Raw genomic sequence first — 15,502 nt, forward strand, 5'->3', positions numbered from 1 at the left:
TTACTTGGTCTCCGAATCGACGGGGCGGGCGTGGCTGACGGCGGGCTCGTTGCCGCCCAGGAGCAGGTAGAGGACCGCCATCCGGGTGTGGACGCCGTTGGCGACCTGCTCGATGACGGTGCAGCGGTCGGAGTCGGCGACCTCGGCGGTGATCTCCATGCCCCGGACCATCGGGCCGGGGTGCATCACGATGCCGTGCTCGGGCATCCGCGCCATCCGCTCGCCGTCCAGGCCGTAGCGGCGCGAGTACTCGCGCTCGGTCGGGAAGAAGGCGGCGTTCATCCGCTCGCGCTGCACACGCAGCATCATCACCGCGTCGGACTTCGGCAGCACGCTGTCGAGGTCGTAGGAGACGTCGCAGGTCCAGTGGTCGACGCCGACCGGCAGCAGGGTGGGCGGGGCCACCAGGGTGACCTCGGCGCCCAGGGTGTGCAGCAGGTCCACGTTGGAGCGGGCGACCCGGCTGTGCAGCACGTCGCCGACGATGGTGATCCGCTTGCCCGCCAGGTCCTGGCCGAGCCCGGCGTCCCGGCCGACCAGGCGGCGGCGCATGGTGAAGGCGTCGAGCAGGGCCTGGGTGGGGTGCTGGTGGGTGCCGTCGCCGGCGTTGATGACGGCCGCGTCGATCCAGTCGGAGGTGGCGAGCCGGTAGGGCGCGCCGGAGGCGCCGTGCCGGATGACGACGGCGTCCACGCCCATCGCTTCCAGGGTCTGGGCGGTGTCCTTCAGGGACTCGCCCTTGGACACGCTCGATCCCTTGGCGGTGAAGTTGATGACGTCGGCCGACAGGCGCTTCTCGGCGGCCTCGAAGGAGATCCGGGTGCGCGTCGAGTCCTCGAAGAAGAGGTTGACGACGGTACGGCCGCGCAGGGTGGGCAGCTTCTTGATCGGCCGGTCGGCGACCCGGGCCATCTCTTCGGCGGTGTCGAGGATGAGCACGGCATCGTCGCGGGTGAGGTCGGCGGCCGAGATGAGGTGACGCTTCATCTGGTTTCTTCTCCAGGAGGGTGGAGGTTCGGGCGTGCGGGCGCGCAGAAGTGCCGCACGGGCCGGTACGACCCGTGCTCCGTGCGGAGGTGGCTTACTGCTCGCCGTCCTGGGCGGTCCGCTTGGCACCGAGCAGCACGGCGTCGCGGCCGTCCTCCTCGGCGAGCAGGACCTTGACCGTCTCCCGCAGCGACGTCGGGAGGTTCTTGCCGACGTAGTCGGCGCGGATCGGGAGTTCGCGGTGGCCCCGGTCGACGAGGACCGCGAGCTGCACGGCACGCGGGCGGCCGAGGTCGTTCAGCGCGTCGAGGGCGGCCCGGATGGTGCGGCCGGAGAAGAGCACGTCGTCGACGAGGACGACCAGTTTGCCGTCCAGGCCGTCACCGGGGATCTCGGTGCGGGCCAGCGCGCGCGGCGGGTGCATGCGCAGGTCGTCGCGGTACATGGTGATGTCGAGGGAGCCGACCGGGACCTTGCCCGCGGTGATCTCTTCGAGCTTGTCGGCCAGCCTGCGGGCGAGGAAGACGCCACGGGTGGGAATGCCGAGCAGCACCACGTCGTCGGCGCCCTTGGCGCGTTCGACGATCTCGTGGGCGATGCGGGTCAGTACCCGCGCGATGTCGGGGCCCTCGAGAACCGGGCGGGCCGCATCGGGCTGTTGCGTGTCCATACGAAACGGACCTCCTTCTCCGCCTCACGGGACGGACCTTAAAGGACGTCGGAATTACTCCGTCCACGGTACCAGGGCCTTTGCCCGTCTTCACACGGGGTCGTCACCCGTCTGGGGTGGGGGTATGGACCATTCGGCTTGACGCGGGCAAGTAACGCTGCGTAACCTCACAGTGAGTTACCAGCCACGCGGCGGAGCCGCACGTTGTCACAGCGTCCGGGGAGCTATATGTCCAGCGAATACGCAAAACAGCTCGGGGCCAAGCTCCGCGCCATCCGCACCCAGCAGGGTCTGTCCCTCCATGGTGTGGAGGAGAAGTCCCAGGGCCGCTGGAAGGCCGTCGTGGTCGGGTCGTACGAGCGCGGCGACCGCGCCGTGACCGTACAGCGCCTCGCCGAGCTCGCGGACTTCTACGGGGTCCCGGTGCAGGAGCTGCTGCCCGGCACCACGCCCGGCGGGGCCGCCGAGCCGCCGCCGAAGCTCGTGCTCGACCTGGAGCGCCTCGCGCACGTCCCGCCGGAGAAGGCGGGCCCGCTGCAGAGGTACGCGGCGACGATCCAGTCGCAGCGCGGCGACTACAACGGCAAGGTGCTGTCGATCCGTCAGGACGACCTGCGCACCCTCGCCGTCATCTACGACCAGTCGCCCTCGGTCCTCACCGAGCAGCTGATCAGCTGGGGCGTCCTGGACGCGGACGCGCGCCGCGCGGTCGCCCACGAGGACAACTGACGCCTCCGCCGCTTCAGCAGAAACGTGCCGCCGCCGGGCCGGCCGGAACCTTCGGGTCCTGGCCGGCCCGGCGGCTTTCTGCGCTCCCCGCACGGCCGGGCGGGCACCCGGGTCCCGGACACGGCGAAGGGCCCGCCGTACGTGCGTACAGCGGGCCCTTCGTGTGCCTGGTGCCTGGCCTGGGCTAGGCGTCCCGGCGAAGACTCGGCTTGAGGTCCTTGAAACGGGCGAGCAGCCCGTTCACGAAGGCCGGGGAGTCGTCCGTGGAGAACTCCTTCGCCAGCTGCACCGCCTCGTCGATGACGACGGCGTCCGGCGTCTCGTCCTCCCAGACGAGCTCGTACGTCCCGAGCCGCAGGATGTTGCGGTCGACGACCGGCATCCGGTCGAGCGTCCAGTCGACGGCGTACGTGGAGATGAGGTCGTCGATGCGCGCCTCGTACTGCGCGTACCCCTCGACGAGCTGCATCGTGTACTCGTTGACCGGCGGCTGACGGTCGTCGGACCGCGAGTGGCGCACCCAGTCCGCGAGGACCGTCTGCACGGACTCGCCGCGCTGGTCGGCCTCGAAGAGGATCTGGAAGGCGCGCTTGCGCGCCTTGTTCCGGGCAGCCACGGTTAGCTGTTCACCCGGCCGAGGTAGTCGCTGGTGCGGGTGTCGACCTTGACCTTCTCACCGGTGGTGATGAAGAGCGGGACCTGGATCTGGTAGCCGGTCTCCAGGGTGGCGGGCTTGGTGCCACCGGTGGAGCGGTCGCCCTGGACACCCGGCTCGGTCTCCTGGATGACGAGCTCGACGGCGGCCGGCAGCTCCACGTAGAGCACCTCGCCCTCGTGCTGCGCCACGGAGGCGGTGAAGCCCTCGATCAGGAAGTTGGCGGCGTCGCCGACGTTCTTGCGGTCGACCATCAGCTGGTCGTAGGTGTCCATGTCCATGAAGACGAAGTACTCGCCGTCCATGTACGAGAACTGCATGTCGCGGCGGTCGATGGTGGCCGTCTCGACCTTCACGCCGGCGTTGAAGGTCTTGTCGACGACCTTGCCGGAGAGCACGTTCTTGAGCTTGGTGCGCACGAAGGCCGGGCCCTTGCCGGGCTTGACGTGCTGGAACTCGACGACGGACCAGAGCTGGCCCCCGTCGAGCTTGAGCACCATGCCGTTCTTGAGGTCGTTCGTGGAAGCCACGGTTGCGGAATCTCCTGGACTGAAGCTGGTGGGACCGAGGGTGCGCGGCACAGCGGAGCTAGAGCGCGAGCAGTTCCTTGGTCGTAATGGTGAGTAGCTCTGGCCCGCCATCCGCCTCGGGGCGGACGACGAGCGTGTCATCGATTCGGACACCACCCCGGCCCGGGAGGTGGACCCCCGGTTCGACGGTGACCGGCACGCAAGCGTCCAGTTTACCCATGGCTCCAGGTGCGAGCTGCGGGTCCTCGCTGATTTCGAGGCCGACGCCGTGTCCGGTGCACGCTCCCAGGCCCTCCGCGTGGCCCGCCGCGTCCAGCACCTGGCGTGCCGCGCGGTCCACCGCACGGTACTCGGCGCCCGGCGCCAGGGCCTCCCTCCCGGCCCGCTGAGCGGCGAAGACGACGTCGTACAGCTCGATCTGCCAGTCGGCGGGAGTCGTCCCGATGACGAACGTACGGCCGATCTCGCAGCGGTAGCCGCGGTAGGTCGCGCCCAGGCAGACGGAGAGGAAATCTCCTTCCTCCACCCGTCGGTCGGAGGGCCGGTGGCCGCCGCGGCCGGAGTTGGGGCCGGTGCCGACGGAGGTGGCGAAGGCGGGGCCGTCGGCGCCGTGGTCCACCAGTCTTCGCTCCAGCTCCAGAGCGAGGTGGCGCTCGGTGCGGCCGACGAGGATCGACTCCAGGAGCTCGCCGAGCGCCTGGTCGGCGATCTCGGCCGCGATGCGCAGGCACGCGATCTCCTCCTCGTCCTTGACCAGCCGCTTCTGCTCGACCGCTCCCCCGAGGTCGCCGAGGAGCAGCCGGGGCGCGACCGAGCCGATCGCCCGGTGGCGGGCGACGGTGAGGTCGTGCTCCTCCACGCTGAGCGAGTCGGCGCCGGAGGCCTGGGCGAGGTCGGCCGCGGCGACCGCGGGGTCGCCCGAGGGCGTGGGCAGCACGGTGATCCGCAGCTGCTCGTCCAGCCGGCCCTCGACGAGGTCGCCGGTGGGCGTACGGGGGCAGAGCAGGACGTCCTCGGCCGGGCCGAGCAGCAGGACGGCGCCGGGCGGGGCGCCGCCCGCGAGATAGCGGACGTTGGCGGGGCGGGAGACCAGGGCCGCGGCGCTGCCGGTGGCGGCGCAGCGGTCCTTGAGCCAGCCGCGGCGGGTCGCGTACACCTCTGACATGCGTCGAGCGTATTTGGGGGGCGGGTGGTTGGCCGTCTCTGCGCGTCCGACCGGGGGGCGGCCCGGTGGCCGGTGCGTCCTCAGTGGCCGGACCGGCTGTCGGCTCCCGCCGGTTGTCGGTTTGCTGCGGGCCGCCTTGGGCTGGTCGCGCAGTTCCCCGCGCCCCTTATCGGCCCTTCGGGCCTCGTCCTCAAACGCCGGACGGGCTTGATTTCACCAGCTCGGCGGGCTTGCGATCGCTCTCGCCAAAACGTCGTCCAGTAGGCGGGCCGTCGTGGGGACGTCGTACTGGGAGTTGTCGATGATGGGGAGGCCCGAGCCGTACCAGCCCGCCATGCGGCCGTGGATGCCTGCGACCTCCTCGTCGGAGAGGCGGCGGTTGCCGGAGCGTTCGGCGTTGCGCTCCAGGACGATGTCCAGGCCCGGGAGGAGGACGACAGGCAACAAGCCCGGGCCCACGTGGCGCTTCCAGCCGCCCAGGCCCACCACCGGGCGGTCCGGGAAGACCGCGTCGTCCAGGATGCAGGAGATGCCGTTGGCCAGGAAGTTGCGCGCGGCGAAGCCGCAGGTGCGGCGGGCCAGGCGGTACTGCGCCTCGGAGTGGTCGTTCCAGCCCGACTGCGGGTCGGCGAAGCCCGCGCAGACCCATTCCCGTACGTCGTCGAGGCTGATGTGGGCGGTGGGAACGCGGCGGTGCTGGGCCCAGTAGCGGGCGACCGTGGTCTTGCCCGCGCCCGCCGGGCCTATGAGCAGCACCGCGAGCGTGGTGACCCCGGTGCCCTCCGGGGCCTGCGGCAGCGGCACGGGGCCGCCCGGGGGCAGCTGGACGTGCCCCGTGGTGTCCCGGGACGGCGGCGCGTGCCAGCCCGGGGCCGTCGGCGGCGGAGGCGGCGGGCCGGGCACGGGGGGCGGCTGGGTGCCGTGGGCGAGGGGCTGGTGGGCACCCGGTGCCGCGGGACCTGCCGGGGCCGCGGGTCGGGCCACGGGCTGGTGGGGGGCGACGAAGGCCCAGTCGGGCCCCGCTCCGTGCCCCGGCGCGTGGGGCGGCGGAAGCGGCGCTCCCGCTTCGTGCTGCATCCGGTGCCACTCCGTCTCGTACAAGGCAACTGGCGCTGTTCCGACGCCCGTCGGAGGCGTCCGGTCCAGAACCGTACCTTCCCCGGCCGTCCCAGTGTGAACGGCCGGGGTGCGGCGAAGGTGCCCGGTCAGCCGCCGATCTCGTCGGCGAGCGCGCGCAGCGCCAGGCGGTACGAGCCGATGCCGAAGCCCGCGACGGTGCCGCTCGCCACGGCCGCCACCACGGAGGTGTGGCGGAACTCCTCGCGGGTGTACGGGTTCGAGATGTGCACCTCGATGAGCGGGGCGGTGCGCTGGGCGGCCGCGTCCCGCATTCCGTACGAATAGTGGGTGAACGCGCCCGGATTGAGAACGACCGGAATCTTTCCGTCGGCCGCCTCGTGCAGCCAGCGGATCATGTCGCCCTCGTCGTTGGTCTCGCGGACCTCCACGTCGAAGCCGAGCTCCTTGCCGAGGGTCTGGCAGACCTCGACGAGACCGGCGTACGTCGTCGCCCCGTAGACGTCCGGCTCGCGCGAGCCCAGGCGGCCCAGGTTGGGGCCGTTGAGCACCAGGACGCGACGGCTCACGACGACACCTCCCCGTACGCCGCGAGCAGCACCGCCGGGTCCGGGCCCTCCAGGACCGTCGGCTTGGCGAGCCCGTCCAGGACGATGAAGCGCAGCAGGTTGCCCCGCGACTTCTTGTCCAGCTTCATGTTCTCCACCAGCTTGGGCCACTGGTCGGCGCGGTAGGTCAGCGGCAGGCCCACCGACTCCAGGATGGAGCGGTGCCGGTCGGCCGTGGCGTCGTCGAGGCGCCCGGCGAGGCGGCCCAGCTCGGCCGCGAAGACCATGCCGACGGAGACGGCGGCGCCGTGGCGCCACTTGTAGCGCTCGTTCTTCTCGATGGCGTGCGCGAGGGTGTGCCCGTAGTTCAGGATCTCGCGCAGGCCCGACTCCTTGAGGTCGCTGGAGACGACCTCCGCCTTCACCCGGATCGCCCGCTCGATCAGCTCGGCCGTGTGCGGGCCCTGGGGGGTGCGGGCGCCCGCCGGGTCGGACTCGATCAGGTCGAGGATGACCGGGTCGGAGATGAAGCCCGCCTTGATGACCTCGGCCATACCGGAGACGAAGTCGTGGACCGGTAGCGAGTCCAGCGCGGCCAGGTCGCACAGGACGCCGACCGGCGGGTGGAACGCGCCCACCAGGTTCTTGCCCTCGGCGGTGTTGATGCCGGTCTTGCCGCCGACGGCCGCGTCGACCATGCCGAGCACGGTGGTCGGGACCGAGATCCAGCGCACCCCGCGCAGCCAGGTGGCCGCGACGAAGCCCGCGAGGTCGGTGGTGGCGCCGCCGCCCACGCCGACGACGGCGTCGGTCCGGGTGAAGCCGGACTGGCCGAGCGCCTTCCAGCAGTAGGCGGCGACCTCGTAGGTCTTCGCCTCCTCGGCGTTGGGCACCTGGATGGCGATGGCCTCGTAGCCCTGCGCGGCCAGGTCCTCGCGGATGGCGTCGCCGGTGCCGGCCAGCGCCTCCGGGTGGATGACGGCGACCTTGCGGGCCTTGGTGCCGATCAGGCCGGGCAGTTCGGCCAGGAGGTTGCGGCCGACGAGCACGTCGTACGGGTCCGCCCCGGCGCTGCCGCCGACGTGGATCCGGGTGGGTGCCTGCTCGCTCATGCGGATTTCAGCTCCAGTGCGTCGAGGACCGCCTGGGCGACCTCTTCGGGGGTACGGCCGTCGGTCTCGACGACGACCCGGGCTACTTCGGTGTACAGATGGCGCCGGGCGTCCATCAGTTCGCGCCACTGGCGGCGCGGGTTGACGGCGAGGAGCGGGCGGGCGGTGTTGAGGCCGACCCGCTTCACCGCCTCCTCGACGTCCATCGACAGATAGACGACCGGCAGGCCGGACAGCAGCGCGCGCGTGGACGCGTCGAGGATGGCGCCGCCGCCGAGGGCGAGCACACCGCTGTGCTCGGCGACGGCGGCGCGCACCGCCTCCCGCTCCAGCTCGCGGAAGTGCGACTCGCCCTCGTCGACGAAGATGTCGGCGATCTCCCGGCCCTGGGCGGCCACGATGTCGGCGTCGGTGTCCCGGTAGGGCGCGCCGAGCCGCTCGGCCAGCAGCGCGCCCACGGTGGACTTCCCGGACCCCATCGGGCCGATCAGGACGACCAGCGGACCGGTGGTCACCGGATCTGCAGGTTGTCGAGGTAGGACTGGACGTTGCGGCGGGTCTCGGGGACCGAGTCGCCGCCGAACTTCTCCGCCACCGCGTCCGCGAGGACCAGCGCGACCATGGCCTCGGCCACGATCCCGGCGGCGGGCACGGCGCAGACGTCCGAGCGCTGGTGGTGGGCCTTGGCGGCCTCGCCCGTGACCACGTCGATGGTGGCCAGCGCGCGCGGCACGGTCGCGATCGGCTTCATCGCGGCGCGGACGCGCAGCAGTTCACCGGTGGTCAGACCGCCCTCGGTGCCACCGGAGCGGCCGGTGGTGCGCTTGACGCCGTCGGCGGTCTTCACGATCTCGTCGTGCGCCTTCGAGCCCGGCACCCGGGCCAGGTCGAAGCCGTCGCCGACCTCGACGCCCTTGATCGCCTGGATGCCCATCAGGGCGGCGGCGAGCCGGGCGTCCAGACGCCGGTCCCAGTGGACGTGCGAGCCCAGGCCGACGGGTACGCCGTACGCCAGGACCTCGACCACGCCGCCGAGCGTGTCGCCGTCCTTGTGAGCCTGGTCGATCTCCGCGACCATCGCCTTCGACGCGTCCGCGTCCAGGCAGCGCACCGGGTCGGCGTCGAGCTTCTCGACGTCGGCCGGGGTCGGGTACACGCCGTACGGCGCCTTCGCCGAGGCCAGCTCGACCACGTGCGAGACGACCTCGATGCCCGCCGTCTCCTTCAGGTACGAACGGGCCACCGCGCCGAGGGCCACCCGGGCAGCCGTCTCGCGGGCGCTGGCGCGCTCCAGGATCGGCCGGGCCTCGTCGAAGCCGTACTTCTGCATGCCCGCGAGGTCGGCGTGGCCGGGGCGCGGGCGCGTCAGCGGCGCGTTGCGGGCCAGGTCGGCCAGGATCTCGGGGTCCACGGGGTCGGCCGACATGACCTGTTCCCACTTGGGCCACTCGGTGTTGCCGACCATGACCGCGATGGGCGAGCCCATCGACAGGCCGTGCCGGACGCCGCCGAGGAAGGTCACCTCGTCGCGCTCGAACTTCATCCGGGCGCCGCGTCCATAGCCGAGGCGTCGCCGGGCCAGGTGGTCCGCCACCATCTCCGTGGTGATCGGGACGCCGGCGGGAAGGCCCTCCAACGTCGCCACCAGTGCGGGTCCGTGGGACTCCCCCGCGGTCAGCCAGCGCAACCTGCTCAACGGTGCTCCTCTTGCTCTCGCGCCTTGGAACTGCGACGGCGCGGCCGGGTGCGCGGCCCTGGCCCGCCTCCCCTGATCCTCCCATGTCCGGTGCGCCGACCTGCCCGACGGTCCAGCAAACGGACGCTTCTTCGTCAGGTGCGGGAGCGTCGTGGCTGGTCGCGCAGTTCCCCGCGCCCCTAGGAGGTACGCCTCAGCGGGACGCCAACGCTTCCTCGCCCGCCCTGCGCATCGCCGCCAAAGGCGCCTTCTCCACACCCGTCATCTGTTCCACCTGGAGCACCGCCTGGTGTACGAGGAGGTCCAGGCCGCCCACCACCGGTCCGCCGTTCGCCGACCAGGACGCCGCCAGTGCGGTCGGCCAGGGGTCGTACAGGACGTCGAAGAGTGTGCCGGGGCTGTCGGGGACAGCGGACGCGAGGGTGTCGGTGGTGCCCGCCGGGGTGGTGGCGATGACCAGGGGGGACTCGAAGGCCTCCGCCGCGTCCGTCCAGTCGGCGGTGCGCACGGCGACCCCGAGCCGCTCGCCCCAGCCCCGCATCTCCTCGGCCCGGGCGGCGCTGCGCACGTACGCGGTGACCTCCCCCGTACAGATGCGGGCGAGGGCGGCCAGCGCGGAGGACGCGGTGGCGCCCGCGCCGAGCACGGCGGCGGACGGCACGCGCTCCACGCCGCGCTCGCGCAGCGCGGCGATCATGCCGGGGATGTCGGTGTTGTCGCCGTAGCGGCGCCCGTCGGCGGTGAGGACGACCGTGTTGACCGCCTCCACCGAGGCGGCGGTGTCGCTGATGCCGTCGAGCAGCGGGATGATCGCCCGCTTCAGCGGCATCGTGAGCGAGAGCCCCGCCCACGACCGGTCGAGCCCGTCGACGAAGGCGGGCAGCGCGTCCTCGTCCACCTCGAACCGGTCGTACGACCAGTGGGCGAGGCCGAGTTCCCGGTAGGCGGCGCGGTGCAGCACCGGGGAGAGCGAGTGCGCGATGGGCGATCCCAGTACGGCCGCCCGGCGCGCACCGCTCTCCTGGCTCACTGAGCTCACTGGCCGGATTTCTCCTTCTCGTACTTCTTGCGGTTCTGCTCGTGCTCTTCGTTGGTGACCGCGAACAGGGTCTCGTTCTCGGTGACGGAGACGAAGTAGTACCACGGGCCCGGCGTCGGGTTGAGCGCCGAGTGCAGCGCGGACTCACCGGGGTTGCCGATCGGACCGGGCGGCAGACCGTGGATGTAGTACGTGTTGTACGGGTGCTTGAAGTGGCGCAGGTCCTTGACCGCACCGGTGTCCAGGGTCGACTCGCTCTTGGCGTAGTTGACCGTGGAGTCGAAGTCGAGCAGGCCGTAGGTCTCGGTGTTGTTCGGCTTGAGGCGGTTGAAGACGACCCGCGCGACCTTGTCGAAGTCGTGCTTGTACTTGCCCTCCGCCTGGACGAGGCTCGCGACCGTGATGACCTGGAGGGGCGACTTCAGGCCGAGCTTGGACGCCATGCCCTTCAGGTCGACCTTGCCGTACTCCTGGTTGGCGCGGGAGACCATCTTGCGCAGTACGTCCTCGGGCTTGGCGCCCTTGGCGACCGGGTAGCTGGCCGGGTAGAGGAACCCTTCCAGCGGGTCGGCGATCTCCTTGTTGTCGTTCGCCCAGTCCGGCAGGCCGAGGTTCTTCGCCTGGGACTTGGCGACGTCCTTGGTCGTGCCCGGCTTGAGTTCGAGGCGCTTGTCGATCTGCTCGTAGACCCAGGCGTTCCGCTTGCCCTCGGGAATGATGAAGTTGCTGCGGCTGGCCGGGTTGAGCATGGCCGCGACCGCGTTCGCCGCCGACATTCCCTTGTTGAGCGTGTAGACGCCCGCCTGGAGCGTCTTGCCCTTGGGGTTGTCGTTCTGCGCGGAGACGAACGCGCCCTGGCTCTTGACCACTCCGGCCTTGGCCAGGATGCTGCCGATCTCGTAGCCGCCGGCGCCCTGCGGGATCTCCACCTGGACCGGGGTGCTGCCGGTGCCGACGTAGTCGGGAGCCGCGCCGAACTTCTTCTGCCAGAACTGGTAGCCGAAGTACCCGGCGCCGCCCACGCCGAGCGAGAAGACCACGACGAGCACCAGGCAGGCGCGTCCGCTCTTGCCCTTCTTCTTCCCCTTGCCGCCCCGGCGGTCGCGGCCACCGCCGCCACGCCGGGAGCCGCGCGGCTCCTCCTCGTCGGAGTCGGTTTCGTCGCCGCCCTTGCCGTCGGTGAAGAAGGGGTGGTTCTCCTCCTCCGGCTCCTGCTCCTCGGGGGTCCACTCCGGTGCCTGCTCGGGCACCGCGCGCCGCTGGCCCGGGGGCTGCGGCGGCGGATACGCCTCGGGCGTGCCGTAGTAGTCCTGGGTCTCGGTGCCGTACCCCGGGTAGCCCTCGGTGGGCTGCTGGGCCGCGTAGGGCATGGCGGCCTGTTGGCCGGTGGTGTCCCAGCCCGCGGTGTACTGCGCCTGCTGCTGTACGTACTGCTCCTGCGGGTAGCCCTGCTGGGGATGCTGGGCCTGCTCACCGTAGTGCTGCTGCCCGTACTGGTCCTGCGGCTGCTGCGCGTACTGCTGCTGGTGCTGAGGATGCTGCTGGTGCTGCTGGGCCTGCGGGTTCTGCTGCTGGGCGTACTGCTGGTGCGCCTGCTGCTCGGCGTACTGAGCCTGACCGGGCGCGGGCTGCTGCTGCGCTCCCCACCCCTGGTCCCCGTAGAGGGGATCCTCGGGATGCCACGGTTCGGAGCCTGCGCCCCGGCCATACTCAGTCATCGGTCCCCTAGAGCCGCGAGGCATCCGGACGGTCCGCCTCTTTTGCTGTGCGGCCGCTGTTCGAATGTCGCCGCATCGCGCGGAACGTTACCGTATCGCGATCAGATAACCACTTCGACGCCCTCGCCGGGCGGGCGTCCTGACACCCGTTCGGCCTCAAGCGCGTTCTGCAGGATGACCACCGCGGCGGCCTGGTCGATGACCGACCTGCCCTTCTTCGCCTTCACACCGGAAGCGCGCAGTCCGTGGGTGGCTGTGACCGTTGTCATCCGCTCGTCGACCAGCCGGACCGGGATCGGGGCGATCCCCTTCGCCAGTTCCCCGGCGAACTTGCGGACCTTGACGGCCGCCGGGCCCTCGCCCCCGCTGAGGGAGCGGGGCAGTCCGACGACGACCTCGATGGGCTCGTACTCCTCGACGAGTCGGCGCAACCGCCGGTGGGCGGCCGGGACATCGCGTCCCGGCACGGTCTCCACCGGCGTGGCGAGGACCCCGTCGGGGTCGCACGAGGCGACCCCGATCCGGGCGTCCCCGACGTCGATCGCGAGACGGCGTCCGCGTCGCATCAGGCGGTCTCGCCGACCTGGCGCTCGACGGCGTCGACGGCGTCGCCGATCGCGTCCGGGTTCTGACCGCCGCCCTGGGCGACGTCCGGCTTGCCGCCACCGCCGCCGCCGAGGGTCTTGGCGGCGGTACGGACCAGCTCACCGGCCTTGAGACCGCGCTCGCGGGCGGCCTCGTTGGTGGCGATGACCGTGACCGGGCGGCCGTTGGCCGTGGTGAACAGCGCCACCACGACCGGACGGTCCGAGGAGATGCGGCCGCGCACGTCGAGGACGAGCTTGCGCAGGTCGTCGGCGGAGGTGCCGTCCGGCACCTGACCGGTGACCAGGGCGACGCCCCGGACGTCCTTGGCGCCCTCGGCCAGCCCGGCGGCGGCCTGGAGCACCTTCTCGGCGCGGAACTTCTCGATCTCCTTCTCGGCGTCCTTCAGCTTGCCGAGCATGGTGGAGATCTTCTCCGGCAGCTCCTCGGGACGGCCCTTGACCAGCTCCTGGAGCTGGGCGACGACCGTGTGCTCACGGGCCAGGAAGTTGTACGCGTCCACGCCGACCAGGGCCTCGATGCGGCGCACTCCGGAGCCGATGGAGGACTCGCCGAGCAGCTTCACCAGACCCAGCTGGGCGGTGTTGTGGACGTGCGTACCGCCGCAGAGCTCCTTGGAGAAGTCCCCGATGGTGACCACGCGGACGCGCTCGCCGTACTTCTCGCCGAACTCGGCGATGGCGCCCTGCTTCTTGGCCTCGTCGATCGACATGACCTCGGCCTGGACGTCGAGTTCCCGCGAGAGGACCTCGTTGATCCGCTGCTCGACGTCGGTGAGGACCGTGCCGGGAACGGCGGCGGGCGAGCCGAAGTCGAAGCGGAAGCGGCCCGGCGAGTTCTCCGAACCGGCCTGGGCGGCCGTCGGGCCGAGCGCGTCGCGCAGCGCCTGGTGGGTCAGGTGCGTGGCGCTGTGGGCGCGGGCGATGGCGCGGCGGCGCTTGATGTCGATGCTGGCGTAGGCCGAGGCGCCGACGGTGACCTCGCCGACCTGGACGACGCCCTTGTGGACGTGGACGCCCGGGACCGGCTTCTGCACGTCGCGGATCTCGATGACCGCGCCGGTGTCGAGCCGGATGCGGCCCTGGTCGGCGAGCTGGCCGCCGCCCTCGGCGTAGAACGGGGTGCGGTCGAGGACGACCTCGACCTCGTCGCCCTCGGAGGCGGCGGGCGAGGGCACGCCGTCGACGAGGAGGCCGACGACCGTCGACTCGTTCTCGGTGAGCGTGTAGCCGGTGAAGTCGGTCTCGCCGGAGTTGTCGGCCACCTCGCGGTAGGCGGACAGGTCGGCGTGGCCGGTCTTCTTGGCCTTGGCGTCGGCCTTGGCGCGCTCGCGCTGCTCCTTCATCAGACGGCGGAAGCCGTCCTCGTCCACGGAGAGGCCCTGCTCGGCGGCCATCTCCAGGGTGAGGTCGATGGGGAAGCCCCAGGTGTCGTGGAGCAGGAAGGCCTTCTCGCCGGCCAGGACCGTGCCGCCGGAGGCCTTGGTCTCGGTGACGGCGGTGTCCAGGATGTTGGTGCCGCCCTTGAGGGCCTTGAGGAAGGCGGCCTCTTCGGCGAGCGCGACCGTCTCGATGCGCTTGCGGTCGGTGATCAGCTCCGGGTACTGCTGGCCCATCGTGTCGATCACGACGTCGATGAGGTCCTGGACGACCGGCCCGGTGGCGCCCATCAGGCGCATGTTGCGGATCGCGCGGCGCATGATGCGGCGCAGCACATAGCCGCGGCCCTCGTTGCCGGGGGTCACCCCGTCGCCGATGAGCATCACGGACGTACGGATGTGGTCGGCCACCACACGCATGGAGACGTCGGTGTCGTGCTTGTCGCCGTAGCGCACACCGGTCAGCTCGGTGGCCTTGTCCATGACGACGCGCAGGGTGTCGGTCTCGTACATGTTCTGCACGCCCTGCAGGATCATGGCGAGGCGCTCGAGACCGAGACCGGTGTCGATGTTCTTCGACGGCAGGTCGCCGAGGATCGGGAAGTCCTCCTTGCCCTCGCCGGCGCCCCGCTCGTACTGCATGAAGACGAGATTCCAGATCTCCACGTACCGCTCGTCGTTGACGGCCGGGCCGCCCTCGACGCCGAACTCGGGGCCGCGGTCGTAGTTGATCTCGGAGCAGGGGCCGCAGGGGCCGGGGACGCCCATGGACCAGAAGTTGTCCTTCTTGCCCAGGCGCTGGATGCGCTCGGCGGGGACGCCGATCTTCTCGCGCCAGATCTGCTCGGCCTCGTCGTCGTCGAGGTAGACCGTGATCCAGAGCTTCTCGGGCTCAAGGCCGAAGCCGCCGTCCGCCACGGAGCTGGTCAGCAGCTCCCAGGCGTACTTGATGGCGCCTTCCTTGAAGTAGTCGCCGAACGAGAAGTTGCCGCACATCTGGAAGAACGTGCCGTGCCGGGTGGTCTTGCCGACCTCTTCGATGTCCGGCGTGCGCACGCACTTCTGCACGCTGGTGGCGCGCGGGGCGGGCGGCTTGGTCTCGCCCAGGAAGTAGGGCTTGAACGGCACCATGCCCGCGTTGACCAGGAGCAGAGTCGGGTCGTCCGCGATGAGCGACGCCGAAGGGACGACGGTGTGACCGCGCTCCTCGAAGAAGCTCAGCCAGCGGCGGCGGATTTCAGCCGACTCCATCAGTGGTCCTCATTCCGGTTGTACGAGATCTTCTTGTAGGAGATCTTCGGGTTCTGCTGGTTGGGTTGGTCGATGGCCGCGAGGCGGCGCTGCGCCGGGAGTTCCCGCACGTTGGAGGCGTTCAGCCCGAGCGCGTCGTTGAGTTCGGACTCGCGCTCGACCATTCCTGCCTTCACGTCGAGCGCGAAGTCCTTGAGCTTGTGGCCCGCCTCGATCGCCTTGTCGGCGGTGCGCGCGGCCAGCGACTCCGGGGTGAGCTGCTTCAGCTTCCGGTTGACCTTGGTGGTGGCCCACACACCGGCTGCGGCGCCCGCGGTGAACCAGAACGTACGGCGGAACAT

General features: G+C 71.0%; 16 protein-coding genes. 1 reads left to right on the top strand and 15 read right to left on the bottom strand.

Features of this window, described 5'->3' with window-relative positions; genetic code table 11:
- Entirely contained in the window at positions 1 to 987 is a 987-nt protein-coding gene (locus tag IE252_RS12960; RefSeq protein WP_101387372.1) for an aspartate carbamoyltransferase catalytic subunit, read from the bottom strand.
- Between the two features lie 94 nt (positions 988 to 1,081).
- Entirely contained in the window at positions 1,082 to 1,657 is a 576-nt protein-coding gene (gene pyrR / locus IE252_RS12965) for a bifunctional pyr operon transcriptional regulator/uracil phosphoribosyltransferase PyrR (protein WP_101387373.1), read from the bottom strand.
- 228 nt (positions 1,658 to 1,885) lie between these two features.
- On the opposite strand from pyrR, the gene bldD reads away from it, so the two are divergent.
- Complete coding sequence (gene bldD, locus IE252_RS12970; RefSeq protein WP_067155757.1) at positions 1,886 to 2,386, top strand: transcriptional regulator BldD; 501 nt, start codon at positions 1,886 to 1,888, stop codon at positions 2,384 to 2,386.
- 184 nt (positions 2,387 to 2,570) lie between these two features.
- Here the strand turns inward: bldD and nusB are convergent, their stop codons facing one another.
- The 13 genes from nusB to IE252_RS13035 all read right to left on the bottom strand — a co-directional run bounded on the left by nusB (position 2,571) and on the right by IE252_RS13035 (position 15,502).
- Entirely contained in the window at positions 2,571 to 3,002 is a 432-nt protein-coding gene (nusB, locus tag IE252_RS12975) for a transcription antitermination factor NusB (RefSeq protein WP_190089529.1), read from the bottom strand.
- A gap of 2 nt (positions 3,003 to 3,004) precedes the next feature.
- Positions 3,005 to 3,571, bottom strand: coding sequence for an elongation factor P (efp, locus tag IE252_RS12980; protein ID WP_190089530.1), 567 nt, complete (start codon positions 3,569 to 3,571; stop codon positions 3,005 to 3,007).
- A 58-nt stretch (positions 3,572 to 3,629) separates the two neighbouring features.
- Positions 3,630 to 4,736 (bottom strand): aminopeptidase P family protein, encoded by a 1,107-nt coding sequence (locus IE252_RS12985; protein WP_190089531.1) that lies wholly within the window; start codon positions 4,734 to 4,736, stop codon positions 3,630 to 3,632.
- Positions 4,737 to 4,949: 213 nt separating this feature from the next.
- Positions 4,950 to 5,813: a Pro-rich N-terminal domain-containing protein gene (locus tag IE252_RS12990; RefSeq protein ID WP_190089532.1), complete on the bottom strand. Its 864-nt coding sequence runs from the start codon at positions 5,811 to 5,813 to the stop codon at positions 4,950 to 4,952.
- A 128-nt stretch (positions 5,814 to 5,941) separates the two neighbouring features.
- Positions 5,942 to 6,382, bottom strand: coding sequence for a type II 3-dehydroquinate dehydratase (aroQ, locus tag IE252_RS12995; protein WP_190089533.1), 441 nt, complete (start codon positions 6,380 to 6,382; stop codon positions 5,942 to 5,944).
- The gene (gene aroB / locus IE252_RS13000; RefSeq protein ID WP_190089534.1) at positions 6,379 to 7,473 is read right to left on the bottom strand and encodes a 3-dehydroquinate synthase; all 1,095 of its coding nucleotides are present in this window, start codon (positions 7,471 to 7,473) and stop codon (positions 6,379 to 6,381) included. Before aroB ends, aroQ begins: the two co-directional genes overlap by 4 nt.
- Positions 7,470 to 7,988 (bottom strand): shikimate kinase, encoded by a 519-nt coding sequence (locus tag IE252_RS13005; protein ID WP_190089535.1) that lies wholly within the window; start codon positions 7,986 to 7,988, stop codon positions 7,470 to 7,472. The genes aroB and IE252_RS13005 overlap by 4 nt, the downstream gene beginning before the upstream one ends.
- Positions 7,985 to 9,169 carry a chorismate synthase gene (gene aroC, locus IE252_RS13010; protein ID WP_190089536.1) on the bottom strand — a complete coding sequence of 395 codons (1,185 nt, stop codon included), beginning with the start codon at positions 9,167 to 9,169 and terminating at the stop codon, positions 7,985 to 7,987. The genes IE252_RS13005 and aroC overlap by 4 nt, the downstream gene beginning before the upstream one ends.
- 193 nt (positions 9,170 to 9,362) lie before the next feature.
- Positions 9,363 to 10,208, bottom strand: coding sequence for a shikimate dehydrogenase (locus tag IE252_RS13015; RefSeq protein ID WP_229848307.1), 846 nt, complete (start codon positions 10,206 to 10,208; stop codon positions 9,363 to 9,365).
- Complete coding sequence (gene mltG / locus IE252_RS13020; RefSeq protein ID WP_190089537.1) at positions 10,205 to 11,926, bottom strand: endolytic transglycosylase MltG; 1,722 nt, start codon at positions 11,924 to 11,926, stop codon at positions 10,205 to 10,207. The genes IE252_RS13015 and mltG overlap by 4 nt, the downstream gene beginning before the upstream one ends.
- Before the next feature lie 101 nt (positions 11,927 to 12,027).
- Entirely contained in the window at positions 12,028 to 12,492 is a 465-nt protein-coding gene (gene ruvX / locus IE252_RS13025) for a Holliday junction resolvase RuvX (protein ID WP_190089538.1), read from the bottom strand.
- Positions 12,492 to 15,161, bottom strand: coding sequence for an alanine--tRNA ligase (gene alaS, locus IE252_RS13030; RefSeq protein ID WP_190089539.1), 2,670 nt, complete (start codon positions 15,159 to 15,161; stop codon positions 12,492 to 12,494). Before alaS ends, ruvX begins: the two co-directional genes overlap by 1 nt.
- Positions 15,161 to 15,502, bottom strand: coding sequence for a DUF6167 family protein (locus IE252_RS13035; RefSeq protein ID WP_190089540.1), 342 nt, complete (start codon positions 15,500 to 15,502; stop codon positions 15,161 to 15,163). The genes alaS and IE252_RS13035 overlap by 1 nt, the downstream gene beginning before the upstream one ends.

This window comes from Streptomyces melanogenes, assembly GCF_014649795.1.
GTDB classification, from domain to species: Bacteria; Actinomycetota; Actinomycetes; order Streptomycetales; family Streptomycetaceae; genus Streptomyces; species Streptomyces noboritoensis.